The sequence below is a fragment of the Aquabacterium sp. genome, from assembly GCF_049274795.1.
Taxonomy (GTDB): domain Bacteria; phylum Pseudomonadota; class Gammaproteobacteria; order Burkholderiales; family Burkholderiaceae_C; genus Aquabacterium.
In genome coordinates this window covers 13,679-39,115 of sequence record NZ_JBASTH010000121.1, presented here as the reverse complement: position 1 = coordinate 39,115, position 25,437 = coordinate 13,679, and the positions used below count along the sequence as shown (strand labels likewise).

26 protein-coding genes are annotated in these 25,437 nt (G+C 66.7%); 17 read left to right on the top strand and 9 right to left on the bottom strand.

Annotation, left to right across the window (positions count from 1 at the left end; all coding sequences use genetic code 11):
• Window positions 1–19: 19 nt before the first annotated feature.
• Window positions 20–694 carry a TetR/AcrR family transcriptional regulator gene (locus WAQ08_RS20730; protein ID WP_422194366.1) on the bottom strand — a complete coding sequence of 225 codons (675 nt, stop codon included), beginning with the start codon at window positions 692–694 and terminating at the stop codon, window positions 20–22.
• Window positions 695–786: 92 nt separating this feature from the next.
• On the opposite strand from WAQ08_RS20730, the gene WAQ08_RS20725 reads away from it, so the two are divergent.
• Entirely contained in the window at window positions 787–2,202 is a 1,416-nt protein-coding gene (locus WAQ08_RS20725; protein WP_422194364.1) for a carotenoid oxygenase family protein, read from the top strand.
• Window positions 2,203–2,229: 27 nt separating this feature from the next.
• Here the strand turns inward: WAQ08_RS20725 and WAQ08_RS20720 are convergent, their stop codons facing one another.
• A complete protein-coding gene (locus WAQ08_RS20720; protein WP_422194362.1) occupies window positions 2,230–3,159 on the bottom strand; it encodes a LysR substrate-binding domain-containing protein in 930 nt (309 codons plus the stop codon).
• Between the two features lie 105 nt (window positions 3,160–3,264).
• On the opposite strand from WAQ08_RS20720, the gene WAQ08_RS20715 reads away from it, so the two are divergent.
• Both WAQ08_RS20715 and nfsB read left to right on the top strand, forming a co-directional pair.
• Complete coding sequence (locus WAQ08_RS20715) at window positions 3,265–4,272, top strand: zinc-binding alcohol dehydrogenase family protein (protein WP_422194360.1); 1,008 nt, start codon at window positions 3,265–3,267, stop codon at window positions 4,270–4,272.
• A gap of 67 nt (window positions 4,273–4,339) precedes the next feature.
• On the top strand, window positions 4,340–4,993 hold the full coding sequence (gene nfsB, locus WAQ08_RS20710; RefSeq protein ID WP_422194358.1) for an oxygen-insensitive NAD(P)H nitroreductase: 654 nt from the start codon (window positions 4,340–4,342) through the stop codon (window positions 4,991–4,993).
• Between the two features lie 47 nt (window positions 4,994–5,040).
• Here the strand turns inward: nfsB and ychF are convergent, their stop codons facing one another.
• The gene (ychF, locus tag WAQ08_RS20705) at window positions 5,041–6,135 is read right to left on the bottom strand and encodes a redox-regulated ATPase YchF (RefSeq protein WP_422194357.1); all 1,095 of its coding nucleotides are present in this window, start codon (window positions 6,133–6,135) and stop codon (window positions 5,041–5,043) included.
• Window positions 6,136–6,207: 72 nt separating this feature from the next.
• Window positions 6,208–8,061, bottom strand: a complete 1,854-nt coding sequence (locus WAQ08_RS20700; protein WP_422194355.1) for an ATP-binding protein — start codon at window positions 8,059–8,061, stop codon at window positions 6,208–6,210.
• A gap of 146 nt (window positions 8,062–8,207) precedes the next feature.
• Here WAQ08_RS20700 and WAQ08_RS20695 point away from each other — a divergent pair, with 146 nt between their 5' ends.
• Window positions 8,208–9,368 (top strand): FAD-dependent monooxygenase, encoded by a 1,161-nt coding sequence (locus WAQ08_RS20695; protein WP_422194354.1) that lies wholly within the window; start codon window positions 8,208–8,210, stop codon window positions 9,366–9,368.
• Window positions 9,369–9,379: 11 nt separating this feature from the next.
• The gene (locus tag WAQ08_RS20690; RefSeq protein WP_422194352.1) at window positions 9,380–10,147 is read left to right on the top strand and encodes a thioredoxin fold domain-containing protein; all 768 of its coding nucleotides are present in this window, start codon (window positions 9,380–9,382) and stop codon (window positions 10,145–10,147) included.
• Window positions 10,148–10,152: 5 nt separating this feature from the next.
• Here WAQ08_RS20690 and WAQ08_RS20685 read toward each other — a convergent pair whose 3' ends face one another.
• The 5 genes from WAQ08_RS20685 to WAQ08_RS20665 form a co-directional block, all read right to left on the bottom strand.
• Window positions 10,153–11,379 carry a DUF3108 domain-containing protein gene (locus WAQ08_RS20685; protein WP_422194351.1) on the bottom strand — a complete coding sequence of 409 codons (1,227 nt, stop codon included), beginning with the start codon at window positions 11,377–11,379 and terminating at the stop codon, window positions 10,153–10,155.
• 7 nt (window positions 11,380–11,386) lie between these two features.
• Window positions 11,387–13,159, bottom strand: a complete 1,773-nt coding sequence (locus tag WAQ08_RS20680; RefSeq protein ID WP_422194350.1) for a M61 family metallopeptidase — start codon at window positions 13,157–13,159, stop codon at window positions 11,387–11,389.
• Window positions 13,160–13,187: 28 nt separating this feature from the next.
• Window positions 13,188–13,676 carry a DUF3429 domain-containing protein gene (locus WAQ08_RS20675; RefSeq protein WP_422194349.1) on the bottom strand — a complete coding sequence of 163 codons (489 nt, stop codon included), beginning with the start codon at window positions 13,674–13,676 and terminating at the stop codon, window positions 13,188–13,190.
• 94 nt (window positions 13,677–13,770) lie between these two features.
• The gene (locus WAQ08_RS20670) at window positions 13,771–14,571 is read right to left on the bottom strand and encodes an SAM-dependent methyltransferase (RefSeq protein ID WP_422194347.1); all 801 of its coding nucleotides are present in this window, start codon (window positions 14,569–14,571) and stop codon (window positions 13,771–13,773) included.
• A 47-nt stretch (window positions 14,572–14,618) separates the two neighbouring features.
• Window positions 14,619–15,242, bottom strand: coding sequence for a Maf family nucleotide pyrophosphatase (locus tag WAQ08_RS20665; RefSeq protein ID WP_422194346.1), 624 nt, complete (start codon window positions 15,240–15,242; stop codon window positions 14,619–14,621).
• 60 nt (window positions 15,243–15,302) lie between these two features.
• Here WAQ08_RS20665 and WAQ08_RS20660 point away from each other — a divergent pair, with 60 nt between their 5' ends.
• The 12 genes from WAQ08_RS20660 to WAQ08_RS20605 all read left to right on the top strand — a co-directional run bounded on the left by WAQ08_RS20660 (window position 15,303) and on the right by WAQ08_RS20605 (window position 25,408).
• Window positions 15,303–15,917 carry a YceD family protein gene (locus WAQ08_RS20660; RefSeq protein WP_422194345.1) on the top strand — a complete coding sequence of 205 codons (615 nt, stop codon included), beginning with the start codon at window positions 15,303–15,305 and terminating at the stop codon, window positions 15,915–15,917.
• Between the two features lie 224 nt (window positions 15,918–16,141).
• Window positions 16,142–16,324, top strand: coding sequence for a 50S ribosomal protein L32 (rpmF, locus tag WAQ08_RS20655; RefSeq protein ID WP_422194344.1), 183 nt, complete (start codon window positions 16,142–16,144; stop codon window positions 16,322–16,324).
• Window positions 16,325–16,599: 275 nt separating this feature from the next.
• Window positions 16,600–17,703 carry a phosphate acyltransferase PlsX gene (plsX, locus tag WAQ08_RS20650; RefSeq protein ID WP_422194411.1) on the top strand — a complete coding sequence of 368 codons (1,104 nt, stop codon included), beginning with the start codon at window positions 16,600–16,602 and terminating at the stop codon, window positions 17,701–17,703.
• Between the two features lie 10 nt (window positions 17,704–17,713).
• Window positions 17,714–18,730, top strand: coding sequence for a beta-ketoacyl-ACP synthase III (locus WAQ08_RS20645; protein WP_422194342.1), 1,017 nt, complete (start codon window positions 17,714–17,716; stop codon window positions 18,728–18,730).
• Between the two features lie 50 nt (window positions 18,731–18,780).
• Window positions 18,781–19,719, top strand: a complete 939-nt coding sequence (gene fabD, locus WAQ08_RS20640) for an ACP S-malonyltransferase (RefSeq protein WP_422194341.1) — start codon at window positions 18,781–18,783, stop codon at window positions 19,717–19,719.
• A complete protein-coding gene (gene fabG / locus WAQ08_RS20635; protein ID WP_422194339.1) occupies window positions 19,716–20,459 on the top strand; it encodes a 3-oxoacyl-ACP reductase FabG in 744 nt (247 codons plus the stop codon). The genes fabD and fabG overlap by 4 nt, the downstream gene beginning before the upstream one ends.
• A gap of 112 nt (window positions 20,460–20,571) precedes the next feature.
• Entirely contained in the window at window positions 20,572–20,811 is a 240-nt protein-coding gene (gene acpP / locus WAQ08_RS20630; protein ID WP_125243554.1) for an acyl carrier protein, read from the top strand.
• A gap of 74 nt (window positions 20,812–20,885) precedes the next feature.
• The gene (fabF, locus tag WAQ08_RS20625) at window positions 20,886–22,130 is read left to right on the top strand and encodes a beta-ketoacyl-ACP synthase II (RefSeq protein ID WP_422194337.1); all 1,245 of its coding nucleotides are present in this window, start codon (window positions 20,886–20,888) and stop codon (window positions 22,128–22,130) included.
• The gene (locus WAQ08_RS20620) at window positions 22,127–22,729 is read left to right on the top strand and encodes a hypothetical protein (RefSeq protein WP_422194335.1); all 603 of its coding nucleotides are present in this window, start codon (window positions 22,127–22,129) and stop codon (window positions 22,727–22,729) included. Before fabF ends, WAQ08_RS20620 begins: the two co-directional genes overlap by 4 nt.
• Entirely contained in the window at window positions 22,726–23,409 is a 684-nt protein-coding gene (rpoE, locus tag WAQ08_RS20615; RefSeq protein WP_422194333.1) for an RNA polymerase sigma factor RpoE, read from the top strand. Before WAQ08_RS20620 ends, rpoE begins: the two co-directional genes overlap by 4 nt.
• A 117-nt stretch (window positions 23,410–23,526) precedes the next feature.
• The gene (locus WAQ08_RS20610; protein ID WP_422194332.1) at window positions 23,527–24,309 is read left to right on the top strand and encodes a sigma-E factor negative regulatory protein; all 783 of its coding nucleotides are present in this window, start codon (window positions 23,527–23,529) and stop codon (window positions 24,307–24,309) included.
• 43 nt (window positions 24,310–24,352) lie between these two features.
• On the top strand, window positions 24,353–25,408 hold the full coding sequence (locus WAQ08_RS20605; protein WP_422194330.1) for a MucB/RseB C-terminal domain-containing protein: 1,056 nt from the start codon (window positions 24,353–24,355) through the stop codon (window positions 25,406–25,408).
• Window positions 25,409–25,437 lie beyond the last annotated feature (29 nt).

Sequence of the window (25,437 nt, the reverse complement as noted above, 5' to 3'; positions counted from 1 at the left end):
CAACTGGGGCTGACCAGGATCAAATCGGGGCGTTGGCGACGCTCGGTGCGTTCAGGGCGGGCAGGGCGGCGGCGCCCATCTGGGCGATCAGCCCGTTGACGAGCGCATCGGTGTCATCGCTGAAGCGGTCGAGCTGGCCATCGAGCACCAAGTGGCTCAGGCCGTGCACGAAGCTCCAGGCGACCAGGGCGCGCATCTGCACGGCGGGGTGGTCCTGCGGCAGGCTGGCGTGCAGAGCCGCGAGGCCCGTCAGGCCCGAGAAGGCCGCCTCGCAGGTCTCGACCAACTCCGGGCTGCGGCCCTGGGCGGGAAAGCGGCCGAACATCAGCTGGAACAGGGCCGCGTGGCTCCGGGCAAAACGCACATAAGCCTGGCCAGCCTTTTCGAACATGGCCTGGGGCGTGTCGCCCTGGGCGGCGGCCTGCGCCTGGGCCAGCGAAAAGCGGCGGAAGCCCTCGGAGGCCAGGGCCATCAGCAGGGCTTCCTTGTCGGCGAAGTGGCGGTAGGCGGCATTGGCCGACACGCCTACCTGGCGGGCCAGATCACGCAGGCTGAGTTCATGGGCTGGCTTGTCGCGCAGCGCGTCCAGGCCGGCCTCGATCAGGGCGGCGCGCAGGTTGCCATGGTGGTAAGGCGCAGCAGCGGGCTTTTCCTCGCTGGGCGCAGGGGCTGATGAAATGGTATTGCTTGACATGTTGACAATGTGCACATCGATGGGTACATTGCGGATCACAGTGTTGGCACTGTACACATTCAAGCCCGTCAAGTCACGCCTGGGGGTCACCCATGTCACGCAACCTCGCTGAACGCACCGTTGGATGGATCAGCCGCTGGGTTCGCCAGCGCCAGCCTTATCAGGCGTCCAACATCTATCTGGAAGGGCCCTTCGCCCCGGTGCACGACGAGGTCACCGAAACCCGCCTGAAGATCACCGGCCAGTTGCCCAGGGAGATCAACGGTCTGTATGCGCGCATCGGCCCGAACCCCATGCACGTGGACAACCCCGGCCTGTACCACTGGTTCGCCGGTGATGGCATGGTGCACGGCCTGCGCCTGGCCGATGGCGAAGCGCTCTGGTACCGCAACCGCTGGGTGGGCACGGACAGCGTGCACCGTGCGCAGGGCAAGCCGCTGGCCCCGGGGCCGCGCCGTGGGGTGGCGGATACCGTCAACACCAATGTGTTCGGCCATGCCGGGCGTGTGTGGGCCTCGGTGGAGGCCGGCATGCTGCCCGTGCAACTCGATGATCAACTGGAAACGGTGCGCCACGGTTACTTCGACAGCGACGTGATGCGCGCCTTCAGTGCCCACCCGCACCGTGACCCGGACACCGGCTCGCTGCACGCCATCTGCTACGACGCGCTGGACCAGCGCCGCGTGCAGCACGTCGAGGTCGATGCCACGGGCCAGGTCGCCCGCGTGGTCGACATCCCCGTGAGCCACGGCCCCATGATCCACGACTGCGCCATCACCCGCAGCCAGATCGTGGTGCTGGACCTGCCCGTGACCTTCTCGTTGAGCCGCGTGCTGCGCGGCAACAGCATGCCCTACGCCTGGAACGACCGGCATCCTGCCCGCGTGGGCCTGCTGCCACTCAAGGGCGAGGCCAAGGACATCCGCTGGTTCAACGTCGAGCCCTGCTTCGTGTTCCACCCCTGCAATGCGCAGGACACGGCCGATGGCGGCGTGCTGCTGGACGTGGTGGTGCACCGCCGCATGTTCGACCGCTCGCGCGTGGGCCCCGAGACGGACAACCAGAAGATCACCTTCGAGCGCTGGACGATCAGCCCCCACCGCAGCGACGTGGTGCGCGAGGTGCTGCACGAGGGAAGCCAGGAGTTCCCACGTTTTGACGAGCGTCTGACTGGTCGGCCTTACCGCCACGCCTACACCGTGGGCTTCGACTTCGATTTCTCGCTGGCACAGCAACTCAATGCCTACGATCTGGCCACAGGGCGCCATGCTGTGCACAAGTTCGGCCTGGGCCGCATTCCGAGCGAGGCGGTGTTCGTGCCGCGCGCGCCGGATGCCGCCGAGAACGACGGCTGGCTGGTCAACTACGTGACCGACATGAACACGGGCACGACCGACTTCGTGGTGCTCAACGCGGCCGATGTGGCCGGCCCGCCGCAGGCCGTGGTGCACCTGCCGGCGCGGGTGCCGCTGGGCTTTCACGGCAACTGGATCCCTGATCCGGCCTGATGAGCCTGGCGGGGCAGGGCAGGCGGGTCAGGTTGCCTGTGGCTTGGGTTCGGGCATCAGGCCCGCCACGGCCTCGCAGCGTTGCCTGAGCAAGTCATGCAGCAACTGCACCGCTGGCGAGAACTGCTGGCGGTGCGGGCACACCAGGTGCAGCGGCGTAGCCTCACCCGTCAGTTGTGGCAGCAGCACCTCCAGTTTGCCGGTGCGCACGTGCTCGGCCACGTCCAGCCAGGATTTGTAGACCACGCCTTCGCCATCGAGCGCCAGGCGGTGCACCACGTGCGCATCATCGGCCTGCAAGGGGCCGCGCACATGGGCCACCACGCGTTGCTCTCCATCGTGGAAGATCCATTTGTCGTAGACACGGCCGCCCAGCAGGTAGAGCAGGCAATCATGGCGCTGCAGATCGGCCAGGGTCTCGGGCCTGCCGTGGCGCTCCAGGTAGCCGGGTGAGGCCACCAGCACGCGGCGGTTGCGGGGTGCCAGCGGCAGCGCCACGTAGCTGGCGTCTTCCGGCGTGCCGTAGCGGATGGCCACGTCCACCGGCTCACGGAACACATCCGTCACCCGGTCCGACAGGAACAACCGCAGGGTCAGCTTGGGGTGCTGGCGCCGGAAGGCCGTGAACCAGGGCAGCAGCACATTGCGCCCCAGGTCAGAGGGCGCGGCGATCTGCAGCAGGCCGCTCAGCTCCTTGCGCTCCTGGTGCAGTTGTGCATGCCCCTCGCGCAATGCCTGCAGCACCTGGCGCGCATAGGGCAGGTAGCGCTCACCCTCGGCCGTGAGGCGCAGGCTGCGGGTGGAACGCGCGAACAGGCGGATCTCCAGCTCGCGCTCCAGCCGCTTGATGGCCGCACTGACCTGGCCGGGCAGCAGATCGGCCTCGCGCGCGGCTTCCGAAAAGCCGCCCAGCACGGCGGAGCGCTCGAACAGCGCCAGGTCATCCACGCGGATCATTTTCACTCCAGAAGAGAAAGTGTTGAGTGATTTTGCATCTTTATTGGGTAGATCGAGAGGCGGATCATGCGTCCATACCCAGCAACAAGTACCTTGGACAACACCATGAAAGCCATCGCCTACACCCAGCACGGCCTGACCGCCGACGACCCGCGCTCGCTGATCGACATTGACCTGCCCATGCCGCTGCCCGGCCCGCGTGATCTGCTGGTGCAGGTGCACGCTGTCTCCGTCAACCCGGTGGATACCAAGATCCGCGCCAATTCACCCACCGAAGGCTGGCGCGTACTGGGCTGGGACGCCGTGGGCGTGGTGCATGCCGTGGGCGATGAGGTGAGCCTCTTCAAGCCGGGCGACGAGGTGTTCTACGCCGGCGCCTTGAAGCGCCCCGGCACCAACAGCGAATACCACCTGGTCGATGAGCGCGTGGTGGGCCGCAAGCCCCAGACGCTCAGCGCGGCCCAGGCCGCGGCCTTGCCCTTGACCTCCATCACCGCGTGGGAGCTGCTGTTCGACCGCCTGGGCGTGCCCGAAGGCGGCGGCGAGGGCCAGAGCCTCATGATCATCGGCGCGGCCGGCGGCGTGGGCTCCATCCTCACGCAGCTGGCGCGCCAGCTCACCAAGCTCACGGTGATCGGCACCGCCTCCCGCCCCGAAACTGCCGATTGGGTACGCCAGCTCGGCGCCCACCATGTCATCGACCACAGCCAGCCCCTGGCCGATGAACTGCGCAAGGCCGACCTGCTGCTGGTGGACATGGTCGCCAGCCTGACGCACACCGACACCCACTACGCCGAGATCATCGAGGCCTTGCGCCCGCAAGGCCGCCTGGCCCTGATCGACGACCCGGCCACGCTGGACGCCACGCCGCTCAAGGCCAAGAGCCTGTCGCTGCACTGGGAGCTGATGTTCACGCGCTCGCTGTTCGAAACGCCGGACATGGTCCGCCAGCACGAGCTGCTCGACCGGGTATCGGCATTGGTCGATCAAGGCGTCATCAAGACCACGCTCAGCGAGGATTTCGGCACCATCAACGCGGCCAATCTGCGCCGGGCGCATGCCTTGATCGAAAGTCACCGAGCGCGCGGCAAGGTCGTGCTGTCGGGCTTCTGACGGATCACGCCAGCTTCCGCTATCGTCCCTTCCTTCCTACCTTTTGCAGTTCCCAGGAGCCATGGCCATGAGCCTCGTCACCCTCTCGAAGACCCGCTACACCACCAAGGCGTACGACGCCTCGCGCAAGATCCCGCAGGCGCAGGTGGAAGAGCTGATCACCCTGCTGCGCAACAGCCCCTCGTCCGTGAACTCGCAGCCCTGGCACTTCGTGGTCGCCTCTACCGACGAAGGCAAGGCCCAAGTGGCCACGGGCGCGCAGGGCGGCTTCGCCTACAACGAGCCCAAGATCCTGAACGCCTCGCACGTGGTCGTGCTGTGCGCGCGCACGGATCTGTCGGAGGACTATCTGGAAGCGCTGCTGGACCAGGAAGAGCGCGACGGCCGCTTCACCGCTGAAGGCGCCCGCGCCAACCAGCGCAAGAGCCGCCAGGGCTACGTGGACATCCACCGCTACCAGACCAAGGATCTGCAGCACTGGATGGAGAAGCAGGTCTACCTGTCGCTGGGCACCTTGCTGCTGGGCGCGGCCACGCTGGGCATCGACGCCACGCCGATGGAAGGCATCGACACCAAGGCGCTGGATGAGGCCTTGGGCCTGCGCGAGCGCGGCTTCACCGCCGTGGTGGCCTGTGCGCTGGGTTATCACGCTGACAGCGATTTCAACGCGAAGCTGCCCAAGTCGCGTTTGGCCGAAGTGGCTTCGCTGACGCGGATCTGAGCCGCATTGACCTGAAGCCGCGTAGACAGCGGCTTCGGCAAGAAAAATCAAACGTTAAAGAGGAAATTCAGGACATCCCCATCCTTGACGATGTACTCCTTGCCTTCCGCGCGCATCTTGCCCGCGTCCTTGGCGCCTTGCTCGCCCTTGAAGGTGATGTAGTCGTCGAAAGCGATCGTCTGCGCACGGATGAAGCCACGCTCGAAATCCGTGTGGATCACGCCGGCGGCCTGCGGGGCCGTGGCGCCGACGGGCACCGTCCAGGCGCGCACTTCCTTCACGCCAGCGGTGAAATAGGTCTGCAGGCCCAGCAGCTTGAAGGCGGCGCGGATCAGGCGGTTCAGGCCGGGCTCGGTCTGGCCCATCTCGGCCAGGAACATGGCGCGGTCTTCATCTTCCATCTCCGACAGTTCGGCCTCCGTCTTGGCGCAGATGGCGACGACTTCACCCTTCTGGGCGGTGGCGTACTCGCGCAGGCGGTCCAGGAAGGGGTTGTTCTCGAAGCCGGTTTCCGACACGTTGCCCACGAACATGGCGGGCTTGGCCGTGATCAGGCACAGGGGCTTCAAGATGACCAGCTCTTCCTTGCTGAAATCGATGGTGCGCACGGGCTTGGCCTGGTCCAGTGCGGCCTGGCACTTCTCCAGCACCTTCACCAGCGCGGCGGCTTCCTTGTCGTTGCCCGAGCGGGCCGCCTTGTTGTAGCGGTGCAGGCTCTTCTCAACCGTGCCCAGGTCGGCCAGGCACAGCTCGGTCTGGATGACCTCGATGTCGGCGATCGGATCGACCTTGCCGGCCACGTGGATCACGTTGTCATCTTCGAAGCAGCGCACCACGTTGACGATGGCGTCCGTTTCACGGATGTGCGAGAGGAACTGGTTGCCCAGGCCTTCACCCTTGGAAGCGCCCGCCACCAGGCCGGCGATGTCCACGAACTCGACAATGGCCGGCAGGATGCGCTCGGGGCCGACGATGTCCGCCAACTGCTGCAGGCGCGGATCAGGCACTTCCACCACGCCCACGTTGGGCTCGATGGTGCAGAAGGGGTAGTTTTCCGCCGCGATGCCGGCCTTGGTCAGCGCGTTGAAGAGGGTGGATTTGCCCACATTGGGCAAGCCCACGATGCCGCATTTGAGGCTCATGGTCGGTCCTGTCAGGTCGCAAGGGGAGAAATCAACCCGCCATTTTAGTAGACGGCGCCCTCCCGTGCGGTGTCACGACGCGGTTTTGAGCAGCGCGGCCTGGGTGTCCGGCGGGCGGCGCCAGTGCGCCACGGCCTGAATCAACTGCTGGCGCTCGATCGGCTTGGTCAGCACCTCGTTCATGCCGGCCTCCAGGCACTGGGCCCGGTCGTCGGCATGGGCATTGGCGGTCAGGCCCAGCACGGGCATGTCGATGGCGTCCAGGCCGGCCTGGCCCTGGCGGATGCGGCGGGTGGCTTCCAGGCCGTCCATGCCGGGCATGCGGTAGTCCATCAGCACGATGTCCACGGGGTGGCGGCGCAGGTAGAGCAGGGCGGCTTCGCCGCTGTCCACGGCATTGGCCTGGGCGTGCACGCCGCACAGGGCCTCGCAGGCCAGCATGCTGTTGACGGGGTCGTCCTCGACCACCAGCACACGGGTGCCATCCAGGTGATCGGCGCGCACGGCCATGGCCGGGCTGTTGCCGCGCACTTCCTGAGAGGGCGGCAGGGGCAGCACCACGCTTACCGTGGTACCACGGCCCAGGCTGCTTTGCAGTTGGAGCGTGCCGCCCGCCAGCGTCACCAGCTCGCGCGTGATGGTCAGGCCCAGGCCCACGCCGCCGTTGCGCCGGGTGCTGTCGTGCTCCACCTGGTAGAAAGCGTCGAACACCCGCTGCTGGGCTTCCTCGGACAGGCCCGCGCCGGTGTCGATCACGTCGAAGCGCACATCGTCGCCGTCCTGCTGGGTCACCTTCAGGCGCACCTCACCGCGCTCGGTGAACTTGGCCGAGTTGGCCAGCAGGTTGATCAGGATCTGGGACAGGCGCAGCGCATCGCCGCGCCGCTGCAGCACCAGTGTGGGGGCGATGTCCAGCGCCAGGGCCAGCCCCTTGCGCTGCGTGATGGGCGCGACGGCCTCGATCGCTCGCCGGCAGGTGGTGACCAGGTCCATGGGCTCATGCACCATGGTCATCTTGCTGGCCTCGATGCGTGATAGGTCCAGCACCTGGTCGATCAGGGCCAGCAGGTGCTTGCCGCTGCTCTGGATGGTGGACACCAGGCGGGCATTGCGCTCGGCCGAGGTCTGCGCATCGCCCTGTTCGGCCAGCAGGTCGGCGGACATCAGCATGGCGTGCAGCGGGGTACGCAGCTCGTGGCTCATCACGGCCAGGAACTGGCTCTTGGCGCGCGAGGCGGCCTCGGCGGCATCCCGGGCTTCGGCCAGGGTGGTGGTGCGTTCGTCCAGCCAGCGCTCCAGGGCCTTGCGGGCGTCGGCGGGGCCCGAGGGGCCGCCGGTGGCCAGCACCTGCATCACGCCGTGGCGCAGGCGGGACACGCTCATCAGGCTCATCAGCATGGCCAGCTCCACCAGCAAGGCATTGAGCATCAGGGGCGCGAACTCTGCAGCCCAGCGCTGCTCAGGCATGTGCCAGCGTGCCACCAGCGGCGGAATGGACACCACCGTGGCCAGCGCCACCGACCACAGCAGGGCTTCGCGCTGAGGCCAGCTCATGTGCAGCAGCAGGGTGATCAGGATGGTCCACAGGTAGGTGGAGGCCATCCAGTAGATGCTGATCTGTTGGGGCGCGAAGACGCTCAGGTGCACCACCCCGCTCACGAAGTACAGCTGCAGGCAGCCTACGGCCAGGCGCTGTGTGGTGACCAGAGTTTCAGGGTGGCGCCGCAGGCGCAGGAACAGCCACAGCAGGGCCAGCGCCAGGAAGGGCTGCACCCAGCGGTCCAGGCTGGTGGTGGCCTTGGTGAACGATTCGATGGTATAGACCACCATGGTGGCCGCCGCCCCGATGCCCAGCACCGCCAGGCTGGTCTTGCGCTCCAGCATGGCGATGACGGGTGCGTCGCTGCCCTGTTCTTGTGTCGTCATTGACTTGGTTCTGTTGACGAACGGTTGCCCTTGGCGCCCGCCCGGATCGTCGATTTGCGGACTTTAGAGGCAATCATGACGCGCGTCAGTCAGGCACAGCCCTTGATCCGGGGGCTGATAGGCGGGGCGCTCTAGAATCCCTGACCATGAAACCAGCTGTTTTCGACGTCTGTGTCAGCGGCAGTGGCGCGGTGGCCCGTGCCCTGGCCCTGGCGCTGTCCGTCCAGGGGTGGCGAGTGGCGCTGGCCAGTGAGCCGGGCTCGCTGGCGCCACGAGAGCACGACATCCGCACCTATGCGCTCAATGCCCGTTCCATTGAGGTGCTGGAGCGGCTGCGGATCTGGCCATCCTTGAAACAATTTGCGACACCTGTGCATGAAATGTGCGTCAAGGGCGATCGCGGTGGTGAGCTGCGCTTCACCGCGTGGCAACAGTGCGTGAGCGAGCTGGCCTGGATCGTCGATGCCGGGGCCCTGGAGCGCCTGCTGGGCGATGCCATCCGCTACGCCCCGCACGTCACGCAGATCGAGTCCACGGAAGGGCAGGCGCCGGCTGTGCAGGCCTCGCTGCTGGCCGTGTGCGAAGGCAAGCATTCCAGCACCCGCGAAGCGCTGGGCGCCTCGTTCGAGCGGCAGCCCTATGGGCACTGGGGTGTGGCCGCACGCCTGCGCGCCAGCCGGCCGCATGCTGGCGTGGCCCGCCAGTGGTTTCGCTCGCCCGATGTGCTGGCGCTGCTGCCGTTCCAGTATCCGGAGCCGGGTGCTTCCTACGGGCTGGTGTGGTCCATGCCGCAGGCCCAGGCGCAGCAATGGCTGCTTGAGTCCGCCGAGGTGTTCGAGTCCGGGCTGATGAAGGCCATCGCAGACAGTGATTCGGCCGGCGCAGCCCAGGTCGGCGAACTGCGGCTGCACGGTGCACCGGCGGCCTGGCCGCTGGCAGTGGCTCAGGCCTCGCCCTGGAGCGGTCCGGGCTGGGTGCTGCTGGGTGATGCGGCCCACCAGGTCCACCCGTTGGCGGGACAGGGGCTCAACCTGGGGCTGGCTGATGTCGATGTGCTGTCCGGCGTGCTGCGTGAGGCGCGTGAACGCGAGCCCTGGCGCTCTGCGGGTGACGAACGCCTGCTGCGCCGCTATGAGCGTGCCCGCTGGCTGCCTACCCGTGCCATGGCCGGCCTGACCGATGGCCTGCTGCACCTTTTCGAGACGGATCAGGGCCTGGTGCGGGAACTCCGCAACACGGGCATGGGTCTGCTCAATCAATGGAGCCCCGTCAAGCGGTGGCTGGTCGGGCAGGCGCTCGACCGATGACAGGAGACAACATGCAAGTTTTCAAGCGCCCGATGCGGCGTACGCTGGCCGTGCTGGCCACGGCTTTCGCGGCCTCGATGATGGCCCTTCCCGCCATGGCGCAGAACAATCTGCCGCAGGCGCAGCAGGCCGCGCTCAAGCAGAAGCTGGCACAGCGGCTGCCCACCATGCCGCCGATCGACGAGCTGCGGCCTGCGCCGCTGGCTGGCCTGATCGAGGTGCGCGCGGGCGAGCACCTGTTCTACACTGATGCCAAGGGTGATTACCTCATCGATGGCAACCTGATCGAGACCCAGTCGCGCCGCAACCTGACGCAAGAGCGCCTGGACGACATCAACCGTGTCGATTTCGCGACCCTGCCGCTCAAGGATGCCGTGGTCTGGAAGAACGGCAATGGCCAGCGCAAGCTGGTGGTGTTCGCCGATCCGAACTGCGGCTACTGCAAGCACCTGGAAAAGTCGCTGCAGGACGTCAAGGACGTGACCGTCTACACCTTCGTGATCCCCATCCTGGGTGACGATTCCAAGGCCAAGGCCGAGAACATCTGGTGCATGAAGGACCGCACCCAGGCCTGGCGCAACTGGATGCTCGACGGACAGGCGCCGCCCAAGGCCTTCGGCATGTGCGCCTCGCCGACGCAGCGCAACCTGGCGCTGGCGCAGCGCCTGCGCGTCAATGGCACGCCTGCGATGTTCTTCGAAGATGGCAGCCGCCTGGCATCTGCCGCGCCGGCCAGCGTGGTCGAGCAGCGTCTGACCAAGGCGTCCAAGGGCAATTGACCCCGCTATCGCCTGGCAGGCCGCGCATCTTCCGGTGAGGGCGCCGTGGCCTGCTGCGGCATCTTGTCCATCTTCATGTCCAGGTAGTTGGCGGCGCCCTGGCGCAGCAGCATGCGGATGGGCAGGTACTGCAGGCTGGGCGCCACCCAGATTTCGGCCAGCACTTCGTCGCGGGCCTTGTCCTTTTCTTTCTGGCTGGGCAGGGGGCGCGGCTTGAGCTTGAAGGTTTCGACCTTGCCCACCGGGGTGTCCAGCATCTCGCGGGCCAGGATGTCGTAGGTGACAGTGTCCTGCTTGCGTGTCCAGGCCAGCGGCATCGACAGTGTGCCGCCTACCTGCAGTGTCTCGGGCTTGAGCAGCGCCATGTAGGCCAGTTGGATGTAGTGGCTGGCCGGGTCCTGCACCATCGGCAGCTTGGGCACGCGCTGTCCGTCGGACAGCTCCACCTCGTGAGGATGGAAGGTCACCAGCCGTGGCTTGCCTGAGCTGATGAGCAGCTTGTTGATGGATTCGAAACGGCGCGGCGCCAATCCCTCGGGTGTGATCTCGCCTTCGCTGGTCCAGCGCTGGGAGCCGAGCGGGGCGAAGCTGGGACCGACGGAGGCATCCACGCGCACCTGGTAGCGCATGCCCTGGCGCACCCACTCCACCTGGGCCTGGCCGTAGATCGGTCCGCGGATGTAGCCCTCGGCTTTGAAGGTGACGCGCGTGGCCAGGGGCCACTCGAAGGGCTCTGCATCGCTGGCGGCACTGTCTGGGGCTTCGGCTACTGTGACAGAGGCGCTGGCTGCAGAGGCGGGTGTGGAGGCGGCGTCAGCTGTGGGGGCGGCTTCGGCCAGCACCGGATCGCTGGCGGCAGGGCTGACGGGTTCGGACGCTGCGCTGGCAATGGAGGACGCTTCCTCGGTGTCATCTTGATCGGCCGCATCTTCCGTTGCCGAGGCAGGTTCCGATGCAGCCGATGCCACGGCGGCGGGTGCCATGGCCGCAGGCTCCGGTACCGGCGGCGCCGCTGGCGGGGCGACAACGGGCGGCGCACTCAAGCTCATGTCGGCCACCATCACCGCATCCAGGCGCTTGATCGAGGGGGCGTCAGGCCCCATGGCCTCGAGCTGGCTCATCACGCCCCGGGTGACCAGGGCGTGCCCCAGCAGCACCCCCACCACCACGGCGGCGAGCGCGGTCTTGCGCCGCCATCGGCGTGAAGGCGGCGGGGCCTGCTCGGTGCTCACGGCAAGGTCAGCGGTCCAGCCAGGCCTTGCGGCGCAACTCGGCGCTGGCCGTGGGCGCGCTGGCCAGGCTCAACGCGACCACCTGGCCCCAGTCCGACGCTTTGGTGGCGGCCAGTGTCAGCGTCTGCAACTGCTGGTCCCGGCAGATCAGCAGCGATTGCGAGCGCTCAGGGCGACGCCATTGCGTGAGGTCGTCGGTGCGGCGCAGGCGCCAGTTGTCCAGCGCGATGAGTTCATCTCCAGCACTGATGCCGGCGGCCTCTGCCGCGCTGCCATGCATCACGGCCTGGGCCTTGAGGCTGCCAGAGGCCTCCTGTACTCGCACGCCCAGTTGCTGCGCCACAGGGCCCTTGCGGGAGGTCCATTGCACGCCGAACTCGGTCAGCAAGGCCTGCAGCGGCAGGTCGTCGGTGCCATGCACCCAGTCGTTCAACTGGGTGCGCCAATCGGCCGCATGCTGTGGCGGGGCCGAGGCCTCGTCGGTCAGGGCGGTGACGACATCGTCTTCGGTGATGGGGCGCTGCAGGGCCCACAGGCGTAGCATCACGCCGTCCAGACTGGGCTGGCGGCCATCGGCACGGGCAGGGCCCAGCCGTAGCGAGAGGTCCAGCGCCAATGCCACCAGCGAGCCCTTGGTGTAGTAGCTCACAGTCGCGTTGGCGGTGTTCTCGTCGGGGCGGTAGTAGCGCGTCCAAGCGTCGAAGCTGGCCTGCGCGACGCTCTGCACCTGGCGCCCTGGGGTGGCCAGGACCTGGTTGAGCGGCTTGGTCAGCAGGCGCAGGTAGTGGGCCGCATCGATGCGCTGCGTGCGCAGCAGGAACTGGTCGTCGTAGTACGAGGTAAAGCCCTCGAAGAACCACAGCATGCGCGTGTAGTTCTCGCGGGTGTAGTCGTAGGGCGCGAACTCGCTGGGCTTGAGCCGCTTGACGTTCCAGGTGTGGAAGTATTCATGGCTGATCAGGCCCAGCAGGGTGGTGTAGGCCTCGCTGGGGGCGGGCTCCTGGCCGCGGCGGGGAATGTCGCGGCGCGAGCAGATCAGGGCGGTGCTTTCGCGGTGCTCAAGGCCGCCGTAGCCGTCCTCCACCATGTTGAGAAGGAACACGTAGCGGTCGAAGGCCGGCTTGCGTCGGCCGTGCCAGAAGGCGATCTGCGCCTCGCACAGGCGCTGTGTGTCGGCCATCAGGCGGTCCAGGTCCGCGTCATCCGCCGCGCCTGTCACGACCAGTTCGTGCGGGATGCCGCGTGCCTTGAACTGGCCGCGCCAGAACTTGCCCAGCTCGACCGGGTGATCGACCAGTTCGTCGTAGTTGGCGGCTTCGTACCAGCCCTGCCCGTGGGCATCGACCTGGCCGGGCTTCAGTGCCGTGGCCACGCCCCAGCCTTTGGGCAGGCCGGTGATGCGCACGCGATGAGGCCCCTGCGCCTGCCTCTCCACGCACAGAAACACGCTGGTGCCGTTGAAGAAGCCTCGGCGCGCATCCAAAAAGGCCGCCCGCACGGAAGTGTCGTTGGCATAGACCTCGTAGCGCACGGTGATGGCGCCTCGCCCGGGCGCGTCCACCAGCCAGGTGGTCTTGTCTTCCTGCAGGATGCGGCAGGGCGTCTTGCCCTGGGTGGCCTGCAGGTTCATCAGGTGGCGGGCGAACTCGCGCACCAGGTAGCTGCCGGGGATCCACACCGGCAGGCTCAGTCGCACGGGGCCTTCGGTTCGGGGCAGCTTCAGCGTGACGGCGTAGCGGTGCGCGTGGACTTGGGCGGGTTCGATGAGGTAGTCGATCATGCGGAGGCTGGCGTGCAGGGCAGGTCGGTCAGAGTTGGGCGGCGGCCAGGAAGCAGCTCAGGCTGGCCACGATGGTCAGGCGAAAGCGCAGCGTCAGCCAGCCGCCAGCGCCCAGCAGCGGGTACAGGCGTCGGTCGATCAGGTAGCCGGCGATCAGCAGCGCGCCCAGCACGACCAGGCCAGCATGCGGGGGCATGCTCACGGCGATCCAGGCTGTCAGCAGCCGGATCAGCCCGGTCCACAGCGTGCGCTGCACCAGTTCGTGGTCGGCATCCTCGGGGCGCACCCGCACGGCCAGGCCCCACGGCAGGCCGCCCAGGAAGGCGATCACCAGCGCGGCATAGCTGGTCAGTGCACCCACCAAAAATATGAAGGGCTCGGGCTGCACGCGCCCTGACAGCAGCCAGATGAAGACGGCGCCCGCGACGAATGGCAGCAGGCTGGCATGCCCCAGTTGCCGGGCAAGGCGGCCCGGCGGGGTGTGCGAGGTCGAGGCGTCGAGTGAAAGCGTGCTCACGATGGGCGGGTGAAAGAGGTGAACGAAGGCGAAAGGCCAAAGCCTTCACCGATTGTGGCAAGAATGGCGTCCCGCCGGGGCAGCAAGGGCTCGCTCAGGTGGCCAGCCACGCAAAAATGGCCGGGATGTGGTCTGGCAGGGACAGGTTCTGGCGGCGCCATTCGGACACGGGCAGGGTGCGGCACCAGCCGGCCTCCAGCGTGAGGCCGCAGGCAATGGTCAGGAGGGTCTGCGGGCTCAGCGTCTGGATCAGGGCCTGCGCCAGGGGCGTGTTGCGGTAGGGCGTCTCGATCACCAGTTGCGTCTGCTGGAGCTTGCGCGAGGTCTGCTCCAGGTCGCGGATGCGCTGGGTGCGGGCCGCGCCATCGGTGGGCAGGTAGCCGACGAAGGCGAAGCTCTGGCCATTGAGGCCGCTGCCGGCCAGGGCCAGCACCAGGGAGCTGGGCCCCGAGATGGGCACCACGGCAATGCCCGCGTGATGGGCCGCCAGCACCAGGCCCGCGCCCGGATCGGCCACGCCGGGCAGGCCGGCTTCGGAGATCAGGCCCAGTTCATGCCCAGCCAGAGCGGGGGCGAGCAACTGGTGCCACACGGCGGGCGCGATGGGCGTTTGCGCCCCGCCGCCTTTGGCTGGGCGGGGCAGCACCTCGATGTGCTGTTGCTGCAAGGGCGTCTGCAGTGGTACGACGGCATCCACGCGCTTGAGGAAAGCGCGGGTGGTCTTGGCGTTCTCTGCCACCCAATGCTGCACACGGGCCGCCGCCTGCAGCGCGCCCAGTGGCAGCACGGCCTGCACGTCCGGCAGGGTTTGACCTTCGGGCACGCTGCCCAGGTCCAGGGTATTGGGGATCAGCAGCAGGCGCCCCTGGGTGGGGCGGTCGGTCGAGGCGGTCATGGTGGTGTCTGAGGGGCGGGGAGAGGCAAGGGCGGGGCAGGCTTGTTTCAGGTGTGGGCCCGCGAATGGCGCAGCACATCCAGCCCGGCCAGGCGCAGCAGGCGGGTCACCGAGATCAGGGGCAGGCCGATCAGCGCGGTGGGGTCGTCTGATTCGATGCGCTCGATCAGGGTGATGCCCAGGCCTTCGACCTTCGCGCTGCCGGCGCAGTCGTAAGGCTGCTCCAGGCGGAGGTAGGCGTCGATCTCATCGTCGCGCAAGGTGCGCATGTGCACCTTCACCGTGTCCAGGGCCTGCCAGTGTTCCTGTGTCTGCGGGCGCACGATGGTGACGGCTGTGTGGAAAGCCACCGTGCGGCCGTTCATCGAGCGCAACTGGGCCTGGGCGCCTTCGTGTGAGCCCGGCTTGCCCAAAGGGCGCCCGTCCAGATCGGCCACCTGGTCGGAGCCGATCACGATCACGTCCCGATCACCAGTCTGGGCAGCCACCGCGAACGCCTTGGCATGGGCCAGGCGCGTGGCCAGCACGGTGGGCTCTTCGCCGGGTTGCGGTGTTTCATCGACCTCCGGGGCGCGAACCTCGAAGGGCAGGCCCAGGCGCTCCAGCAGTTCCCGTCGGTAGCGGGATGTCGAGCCAAGCACCAGGGTGGGCGGGGTTGTCTGATCGCTCATGCCCCTATTGTCCCCGAGCGGTGCGTGGCCACAGGCGGCTTCCCGCCTACACTTTCGCGCATGAAACCGCGTCAGCACCAGCCCCGCAAGATGGACATCGGGGCCTTCATCGATTCCGAAGCCCCTCTTGAGGGCCAATCCCCCGTGGCCGAACTGCCCCGCGTGGCCGAGGGCCTGCCGCCCGAAGTGGCGCCAGGCGCTGTCGAGCCCGTCACCTGGCGTGCACAGGGCCGCCTGCTGCCCCAGCGCGTGGGCGAGCCCCAGCGCTGGCTCGATCTGCAGGCCCATGCCTTGCTGCCCTGGACATGCCAGCGTTGCCTGCAGCCCGTGGTGCTGCCGGTGGACATCGAGCGCACCATCCGCTTCGTGGCCGATGAAGCCGTGGCCGCCGAACTGGATGCCGACCTGGAAGACGACGTGCTGGTCACCAGCCGCAGCTTCGACCTGCTGGACCTGATCGAGGACGAGCTGATCATGGCCTCGCCCATCGTGCCTCGCCATGACGAATGCCCCCAGCCGCCTAAAATGTCGGTGTCCGACCCCGGGGTGGACGAGGAAGACCAGGCGCCCGAAGAGGGTGGGGCCGATGGCGACACCGGTCGCAAGAACCCGTTCGCCGTGCTGGCCCAGCTGAAAAAGGGCCCCGCCGGTGGGCCTTCGGGTGATAAATCTTGAGCACGTTGAATATCACGTGCTAGAATCTCGGGTTTTCCGGGTATGCATATATCCGGAGAGTCAAAACTGAATTCAACCCGCGCAGGGTTCGATGCTGATGTCTCAAGGCTTTGCAGGGCTGCCCATCCAGGGTGGCCGCCGTGCCTGAGGCAGCGCCTGAAAGGGTGTGATGGCAATGGATCCCGCGCCCCTGCTTCGGGCCTTGCCCGATATTGGAGTCCATCATGGCCGTTCAGCAGAACAAGAAGTCGCCTTCCAAGCGTGGCATGCACCGCTCGCACAACGCCCTGGTTCAACCGGGTACCGCCATCGAGCCCACCACCGGTGAAGTGCACCTGCGTCACCACATCAGCCCGACCGGTTTCTACCGCGGTCGCAAGGTCATCAAGACCAAGGCTGACGCCTGACCACATCCCGCGGCCGCACCTTGTGCGGCCCCGCTGGGTCGAACTCCATTTCCGTATGAGGCTGGCTCACCCAGTCATCATGCTCGACGGGCTGGTCGCGCTGGCAATTGCCAGGCTTCCGGCCCATAGTCTGTTCAGGCCCACTCTTTGTGCCGTCCGATGCGTGGCGCAAGGCCGCGCCTGATCCGGTGCCCCTCCCGATGAACTCTCCTGCGCTTACCCCCACTGCATCCCCGGCGGTGGGTCGCTCTGTTCTGCCTGATCTGCAAGGCCCCGTGCGCATCGCCGTGGACTGCATGGGGGGTGATCACGGCCCGTCCATCACCTTGCCAGCCTGCAAGGCCTTCCTGGAGCGCCATCCGGATGCCGAGTTGGTGCTGGTTGGCCTGCCCGAGGCCATTGAGCCCGCCAACGGTTGGGCTCGCGTCACCCTGGTCGCGGCCAGCGAGGTGGTGTCCATGGACGATCCCGTCGAGGTGGCGCTGCGCCGCAAGAAGGATTCCTCCATGCGCGTGGCCATCAGCCAGGTCAAGCCAGGTGAGGGTGGGCAGACCAAGGCGCATGCCTGCGTGTCAGCCGGCAACACAGGCGCCCTGATGGCTGTGGCGCGCTACCTGCTCAAGACGGTCGAAGGTATCGACCGCCCGGCCATTGCCTCGGTGATGCCCAATCAGCACGATGGCTACACCACCGTGCTGGACCTGGGTGCCAACGTCGATTGCAGTGCCGAGCATCTGCTGCAGTTCGCCGTGATGGGCTCGGCCCTGGTGGCTGCGGTGGATGGCAAAGAGAACCCCACAGTGGGCTTGCTCAACATCGGCGAGGAAATGATCAAGGGCAACGACACCATCAAGCAGGCCGGCGAACTGCTGCGCCAGGCCGATGCGCGCGGTGCCATCAACTTCCACGGCAACGTCGAAGGCAACGATATTTTCAAGGGCACGACCGATCTGGTGGTCTGCGACGGCTTCGTCGGCAACGTGGCCCTCAAGACGGCCGAAGGCCTGGCGACCCTGTTCGCCTCGGTGATCAAGCAAGAGTTCACTCGTAACATCTTCACGAAGCTTGTTGCTATCGTCGCGCTTCCGGTGTTATCTCACTTCAAAAAGCGCATGGATCACCGTCGCTACAACGGTGCAGCTTTGCTGGGTTTGAGAGGGCTGGTTTTCAAAAGCCATGGCTCGGCCGATGCATTTTCTTTTGAACAGGCCCTCAACAGGGCCTATCATGCGGCCCGGCACAGATTGCTGGACCGGGTCCACGACCGCATTGCGGCCACCGTGGGCAGCCTGCCAGCAGAAGGTGCCGAACCCGTAGACAACCCACAAGGTGATGGCGTCACGGCAGCCCCGCATACCCCCGTGGGGCGCGTGGCCTGACCTCTACTCGATGACCCAAACCCTCCCCGTGTCCGGCGGGGCGGCGGCGCGAACCACGTACGCCCGCATTGCCGGAACAGGCAGCTACCTGCCACCCAGGCGCCTGAGCAATCAGGATCTTGCCAGCCAGCTCGCACAAGACGGCGTCGAAACCTCCGACGACTGGATCGTGGGGCGCACCGGCATCCGGTTCCGCCATTTCGCTGACGAGGGCATGACCTCCAGCGACATGGGCGTGCAGGCGGCCAGGCATGCGCTCGAAGCCGCTGGCTGTCAGGCTGCCGACATCGACCTCATCATCTGCGCCACGTCCACGCCGGACATGGTGTTCCCCTCGACGGCTTGCCTGATCCAGCACAAGCTGGGCGTGGCCGGTTGCGCCGCCTTCGACGTGCAGGCCGTGTGCTCGGGCTTTGTCTATGCCCTGAGCGTGGCTGACAGCATGATCCGCTCGGGTGCCGCCCGCAAGGCCCTGATCGTGGGGGCCGAGGTGTTCTCGCGGCTGCTGGATTTCAAGGACCGCACCACCTGCGTGCTGTTCGGCGATGGTGCTGGCGCCGTGGTGCTGGAGGCCAGCGATCAGCCGGGCATCCTGGCCTCGCGCCTGCATGCCGATGGCCGCCACGCCGACATCCTGTGCACACCGGGCGCCATCGTGGGCGGCCAGGTGCTGGGTGATCCCTTCCTGAAGATGCAGGGGCAGGCGGTGTTCAAGCTGGCCATCAGCGTGATGGACAGCGTCACCAGCGAAGTGCTGGCCGCCGCCGGCTGCGATGCCTCGACCGTCGACTGGCTGGTGCCGCATCAGGCCAATATCCGTATCATGCAGACTGCGGCGCGCAAGCTGGCCATGACCATGGACCAGCTCATCGTCACGGTGGACCAGCATGGCAACACCTCCGCCGCCTCCATCCCGCTGGCGCTGGACCATGCCATTCGCCAGGGGCGCATCCAGCGCGGCCAGCGGCTGCTGCTCGAAGGCATGGGCGGTGGCTTCACCTGGGGCGCTGTCCTGGTGGACTACTGAGCCGCCCAGCTGCCACACCCCTCACACCTACAACAAGACCACAACACGCCATGACCGCTTTCGCATTCGTGTTTCCTGGACAAGGCTCCCAATCGGTGGGCATGCTGGACGCCTGGGGCGATCACCCCGCCGTGCGCGCCACCCTGGTCGAAGCCTCCGAGGCTCTGGGCGAAGATGTTGCGGCCCTGATCGCGCAGGGCCCCAAGGAACAGTTGGACCTGACCACCAACACCCAGCCCGTGATGCTCACGGCCGGTGTGGCTGCCTGGCGCGCCTGGCAGGCTGATACGGGCCTGGTGCCCGTTGCCGTGGCTGGCCACTCGCTGGGTGAGTACACCGCCCTGGTGGCCGCCGGCGCCCTGACGCTCAAGGACGCGCTGCCCCTGGTGCGCTTTCGCGCCCAGGCCATGCAGGACGCCGTGCCCGTGGGCACCGGTGGCATGGCCGCCATCCTCGGCCTGGACGCCGAGGCCGTGAAGGCCGGCTGCCTGGAGGCCGCCAAGCTGTCGGGCGAGGCTGTCGAGGCCGTGAACTTCAACGATCCCAAGCAGACCGTGATCGCCGGTACCAAGGCGGGTGTCGAGAAGGCCTGCGAGGTGCTCAAGGCCGCTGGCGCCAAGCGCGCGTTGCCGCTGCCTGTGTCGGCGCCGTTCCATTCCAGCCTGATGAAGCCGGCCGCCGAGCGCCTGAAGGAAAAACTGGCTGCCACGCCTTTTGCCGTGCCGGCCATCCCCGTGATCAACAACATCGACGTGGCCGTGGCCGCCGATGCGGATGCGATCCGCGACGCCCTGTACCGTCAGGCCTTCGGCCCGGTGCGCTGGGTCGAAACCATCCAGGCGCTCAAGGCACGCGGCCTGACGCATGTGATCGAATGCGGCCCCGGCAAGGTGCTGGCGGGCATGGTCAAGCGCATCGACGGTGATTTGGTGTCGGCCGCCGTGCTTGACCCGGCCTCGCTGCAGGATGCGAAGGGGCTGCTGGCATGAGCGAGAACACCGCACAGATCGCGCTGGTCACCGGCGCCAGCCGAGGCATCGGCCAGGCCATCGCCCGCACGCTGGCACAGCGCGGCTTCACTGTTATCGGCACGGCCACTTCGGAAAACGGTGCGCAAGGCATCACCGAAGCGCTTTCGGGCTTTGCCGGCAGCCGTGGCGTGGTGCTGAACGTAACGGATGCCGCCGCGTCCGAAGCGCTGATCGACAGCATCGTCAAGGAATTCGGCGGGCTGCACGTGCTGGTCAACAACGCCGGCATCACCCGTGACACCCTGGCCATGCGCATGAAGGACGAGGATTTCGAGGCGGTGATCGACACCAACCTCAAGTCCGTGTTCCGCCTCAGTCGCGCTGTGATGCGCCCCATGATGAAGCAGCGCCAAGGCCGCATCATCAACATCACCTCGGTGGTGGGCGCGGCCGGCAACCCTGGTCAGGCCAACTACGTGGCCTCCAAAGCCGGCGTGGCTGGCATGACGCGCGCCCTGGCGCGCGAGCTGGGCAGCCGCAACATCACCGTCAACTGCGTGGCGCCGGGTTTCATAGACACCGACATGACCCGCGCGCTCAGCGAAGAGCAGCACGCTGCCCTCAAGACACAGATTCCGCTGGGCCGCCTGGGTCAGCCACAAGACATTGCCGAGGCCGTGGCCTTTCTGGCCTCGCCCGCAGCCGCTTACATCACTGGCAGTGAAATCCATGTGAATGGCGGCATGTTCATGAATTGAAGTATTGAGATCTGTTGGGGGCATCTCAATTTCCCGTCCTGCCGGCTGAAACCAATTTGTCTCGTTTCCGCCGGTAGAATCTGCCCCTTGTTACCACCCTCCTGGAGGAGTCATGAGCGATATCGAAGCACGCGTCAAAAAGATCATTGCCGAGCAACTGGGCGTTGCCGAGTCGGAAGTCACCAACGAAAAGGCCTTCGTGGCCGATCTGGGTGCCGATTCCCTGGACACCGTTGAACTGGTGATGGCTCTGGAAGACGAGTTCGGCATCGAGATCCCCGACGAAGAGGCTGAGAAGATCACCACCGTGCAATTGGCGATCGACTACGCCAAGGGCCACGTGAAGGCCTGATCTTCCCGATCCGCGACCAAGGCCCTTCGGGGCCTTGTCCGTCTTTTCTCTCGAACATCAGTTTCTACCCAAGCATGTCCCGTCGTCGCGTCGTCGTCACCGGCCTGGGCCTCGTCACCCCCGTGGGCAACACGGTCGATGAGTCCTGGACCAATCTCATCGCGGGCAAGTCCGGCATCGCCAACATCACCAAGTTCGATGCCTCGGCCATGGCGACCAAGTTCGCCGGTGAGGTCAAGGGCTTCAGCATCGAGGAGTACATCTCCGCGAAAGAAGCCCGCCACATGGACACCTTCATCCATTACGGCCTGGCTGCCAGCATGCAGGCGGTGCGCGATTCCGGCCTGCCTACGGGCGATGCCCTCTCGCCTGAACAGGCTGAGCGCATCGGCTGCCTGGTGGGCTCGGGCATCGGCGGGCTGCCGCTGATCGAGGAAACCCACAAGGACTACACCGAGAAAGGCCCGCGCCGCATCTCGCCGTTCTTCGTGCCGGCCTCGATCATCAACATGATTTCCGGGCACGTCTCGATCCAGTACGGCTTCAAGGGCCCGAACCTGGCCATCGTGACGGCCTGCACCACTGGCCTGCACAGCATCGGTCAGGCCGCGCGCATGATCGAGTACGGCGATGTCGACGTGATGGTGGCCGGCGGTGCCGAATCCACCGTGTCGCCGCTGGGCATCGGCGGTTTCGCTGCGGCCCGCGCGCTGTCCGGCCGCAACGATGACCCTGCTACCGCGTCCCGCCCCTGGGACAAGGACCGCGATGGCTTCGTGCTGGGCGAGGGTGCTGGCGTGATGGTGCTCGAAGAGTACGAGCACGCCAAGGCCCGTGGCGCCAAGATCTACGCCGAGCTGGTCGGTTTCGGCATGAGCGCCGACGCCTATCACATGACCGCACCCGATGTGGACGGCCCCAAGCGCTCGATGCAGGGCGCACTGCGAAATGCCGGCATCAATGCCGACCAAGTGCAGTACCTCAATGCACACGGCACCTCGACGCCGCTGGGCGATGTCAACGAGACCAACGCGATCAAGCTGGCCTTCGGTGACCACGCCAAGCAACTGGTGGTCAACTCCACCAAGTCCATGACGGGTCACCTGCTGGGTGGTGCCGGTGGCATCGAGTCGGTGTTCACCGTGCTGGCCATCCATCACCAGATCTCGCCGCCCACCATCAACATCTTCAACCAGGATCCCGAGTGCGACCTGGATTACTGCGCCAACACCGCGCGTGAAATGAAGATCGACGTGGCCCTGAAGAACAATTTCGGCTTCGGCGGCACCAACGGTTCGCTGGTGTTCAAGCGCGCTTGAGTCCGCAACGCCGCCACCGCTCGCCCGATGCCCCTGGCCAGGAATGGCTGATGCCGGCATCGCCGCGTGTGGCGGTGTCTCTCGCACGCGGGCTGGCGCTCGCCATGGGTGCCCTGGCGCTGGTCTGGTGGGCTGGCCTGGTCTTTGATGCCCTGCAAGGGCGGACGGGCTGGGGCTGGGTGCTCCTGGCTGGGACTGGTGTGTTGGCCTGGGCGGTGTCGGCCTTTCGCTGGTTGACCGGCTTGCGCAGGCAGCCTGCCCGCACGCTGTACTGGCGGGTGGCAAGCCAGGCCACAGGGCAGGGCGGAGCTTCGCTGCGCTGGGCCGATGAGTCCGGTCAACCCATCGAGCTGCACGTGAAGGCCGATCTGGGCTTCGGTGTGCTGGTTCGCCTGCAAGCGCCGCGTTCGGCGCCTCAGTGGCGGTGGGTCGATGAACAATCCCTGCAAGGCCCATGGCGCTGGCGGCTGATGTCAGGCTCTGGCCGCGAAGGGCTTGTGCCGGCCGATGAGCAGCACGCGCTGCTGAAGATGGCATCATTGGCACGGTGCGAATCACAGAAAATCGTATTGCCCCCAACAGCCAGGAGGCCGGCATGACGCCGCCCGACCGTTCTCCGCCGGATGGTGGCCAGCCCTCGGGTGTCACGGGGCCGGTGGCGCCTGCGCAAACCTCGGTGGATGTGGATGCCGCGCTCGTCGCCCGGGTGCAGCAGGGTGACCAGCGCGCCTTCGAGATGCTGGTAGTCAAGTACCGCCGCCGCATCGAGCGCCTGATCGCCCGCATGGTGCGTGATGTGGATCTGGTCGAGGACATCGCCCAGGAAACCTTCATCCGCGCCTACCGCGCCTTGCCGCAGTTCCGTGGCGAAAGCGCTTTCTATACCTGGCTCTACCGCATCGCCGTCAACACCGCCAAGAAGGCGCTGATGCAGCTCAAGCGCGATCCGCTGGTGTCTGAGTCGGCGCTGGCCAGCAGCGGCGACGACGATGATGATGTGTCGCGTGTCGAGAACGAGCTGACCGACGGCGAGACCCCTGAATCGGTGCTTGCCAGCCGGCAGATCGCCCGCACAGTGAACGAAGCCATCGAAGCGTTGTCAGACGAGTTGCGGCAGGCGATCACCCTGCGTGAAATCGAAGGCCTGAGCTACGAAGACATTGCCGAACTCATGAACTGCCCGATCGGCACCGTGCGCTCGCGGATTTTCCGCGCGCGTGAGGCCATCTCGCAGAAGCTCAAACCATTGCTGGACACCCGCGAGGGCAAGCGCTGGTAAACCCTGTTCAGGTGGTTTTTTCGTGGGTTTGTCCACAAATGGTGCTCGTGCTTGTGAACTTTTCTTGCTGTGCGGTGTCTGTTGAATCGACGTTGTGTCTGAACCGGGGTGTGCGTCATGTCTGATCTCCCATTTGACGACGAAGCGAATTCCTTTGAATCCCTGTCGGCGCTGGCCGATGGGCAGGCGACCGAGCACGAAATTGCCCAGGCCTGCGGGGTGTGGCGCTCCCAGCGCGAGGTGCGCGAGCGTTGGCACGCCTATCAGCTGATCGGCGACGTGATGCGCTCGGACACCCTGGCGCAAGACGCCGGCTCCGACCAGGCCTTCCTGGAAGCCTTCCGGGCACGCCTGGCCCAGGAGCCCGTGGTGCTGGCGCCCGCGGCCATGGTCGCCGCCAGTGCGGCAGCCCTTGTGGCCGACACCGAACCTGCGGTGGCCAACCTGTCTTACCCGCTGCGCCGCCGACGCTGGACGGGCCCCGTGGCCGTGGCTGCCGGCTTTGTCATGGTCCTGGGTGCTGTCGTCACCACGCTGCAACCCCAGGATGGCGTGGAAGGAGGCGCTTCGCTCGTGCTGGCCCAGGGTGGCCGCGATGCCGTGATCCCCGTGGGCGCGCAAGCCTGGGTGGGGCAAGAAGCGGCCTTGGCGCCTGCGCTGCGCTCCGGCTTGGTGGCTGACAGCTCGATGACGCGTCATCCGGCTGAGCCTGCACAGGCTTCCTTCACCCGTGGTGCCACGGAAACCGCCGTCGAGCGCGCAGGCAACATGGTCATCATCCGTGACCCGCAGCTCGATGAGTTCCTGGCAGCCCATCGCGAGTTGGCCGCCACAGGCAGCTTCGTCCCGCCTGCTGGCCTGGTGCGCAGCGTCGCGTTCGAGGCCCCCGCAGGTCGCTGATCCCCCGCGCTGAAGGGCCCGTGGACGAGTGACCAGCCATTTAATGCCATTCCAGCTTTTCCGCCACGGCCTGCGTGCTTGCGGCCTGACCCTGGGCCTGTCCTTGAGCATGGCGCACGCCGGCTCGGTGGCGGCCAGCCAGGGGGGCACCCAACCGGCACCCTCTGACTTCGCCAGCCCGGCGCAATGGCTGCGCCTTATCGGCCAGGCCGAGCGCCAGAGCAGCTACGAGGGCACTGTGATGATGAGCTCGGCAGGGCGCTCCAGCAGCGTCCAGGTCAGCCATCGTGTCAGCGGTGAGGAACTGTTCGAGAAGATCGAACCGCTCGATGGCCCTGAGCGCCAGATCTACCGCCACAACGACGACATCCAGATCCTCTGGCCGCACAAGAAGACCGTGCTCGTGCAGCAGCGTGGTGCCTTGCTGGGCATGCCCCGGCCCTGGGCGCAGTTCGACGAACGCGTGGCCGATTTCTACCAGATCGACCTCGCCGGTCAGCAACGCTGGGCAGGCCACGCCTCGACCGTGCTGCTGCTGCGCGCGCGTGATCAGTTCCGGTACGGGCAGCGGGTGTGGGCCGAGCAACGCTCGGGCCTGGTTTTGCGAGCGGAAACACTCGCACCCAGCGGCCAGGTGCTGGAATGGACGGCGTTCACTCAGGTGAACGTGGGGCCCACTGTGGCCCGCGGCTGGACCATGCCGGATGCCAAATCCTTGGGGGGCTGGCGCGTGGTGCGCAGCGACCTCAAGAAGACCACCTTGCAGCAAGAGGGTTGGCAGCTCAATGACCTGCCCCCCGGCTTTCGCCTGCTGACCTGTGTGCGCCGTGGTGCCTCGGGCATGCCGCCATCCCTGGCCACCAGCGAGCCGGCCGCGCAGGCCTCCGAGGTGGTGCAGGCCGTGTTCGGTGATGGTGTTACCCATGTCTCGGTGTTCATCGAGCCCTTCGATGCCCGCCGGCATGGCCGCGAGATGATGCTGGCCCAGGGCGCCACGCAAACGCTCAAGCGCCGTGTGGGCGATTGGTGGCTCACGGTGGTGGGTGATGTACCGGCGGCCACGGTCGTGCGTTTCGCGGGCGCGTTTGCGCGGCCATGACGGGTTGGCGCCTCATGCGCCCAGCGCAT